1 protein-coding gene is annotated in these 649 nt (G+C 75.3%); it reads left to right on the top strand.

The genetic code is table 11. From position 1 onward, the window contains the following. On the top strand, positions 1 to 649 hold a 649-nt coding region (locus tag JNW98_RS19345), incomplete at both ends, for a transketolase C-terminal domain-containing protein (protein ID WP_308015631.1).

Here is a 649-nt window from a genome sequence, read left to right as displayed (position 1 = left end):
CGTCACCTTCGTCCTCGACCGGGCGGGTGTCACCGGCACGGACGGGCCGTCCCACAATGGCATGTGGGACATGTCCGTCCTCCAGGTCGTCCCCGGGCTGCGCATCGCCGCCCCGCGTGACGCCACCCGGCTGCGCGCCCAGCTGCGCGAGGCCGTCGACGTCTCCGACGCCCCCACCGTCGTCCGCTTCCCGAAGGCGACCGTCGGCGCGGACATCCCGGCGGTGGAGCGCGTCGGCGGCATGGACGTCCTGGTCCGTTCCGAGACCCCGGACGTGCTGCTCGTCGCCGTCGGCACCATGGCCGAGGTCGCGCTGGAGGCCGCCGACCTGCTGACCGCCCGGGGCACCGGCTGCACCGTCGTCGACCCCTGCTGGGTCAAGCCCGTCGACCCGGAACTGCCCGCCCTCGCGGCCGGGCACCGGATGGTGGCCGTCGTCGAGGACAACAGCCGCACCGGCGGCGTCGGCTGGGCCGTCGCCCAGGCGCTGCGGGACGCCGACGTGGACCTGCCCGTCGAGGCCATCGGCATCCCGGAGCAGTTCCTGGCCCACGCCAAACGCTCCGAGGTGCTGGCCGACCTGGGCCTCACCCCCGCCGAGATCGCCGGCCGGATCAGCGCGGTCCTGGCCCGCAAGGACGCCGGGAGG

The organism is Streptomyces huiliensis (genome assembly GCF_020037025.1).
Lineage (GTDB): Bacteria > Actinomycetota > Actinomycetes > Streptomycetales > Streptomycetaceae > Streptomyces > Streptomyces huiliensis.
This window is presented reverse-complemented; position numbering and strand designations above follow the sequence as displayed.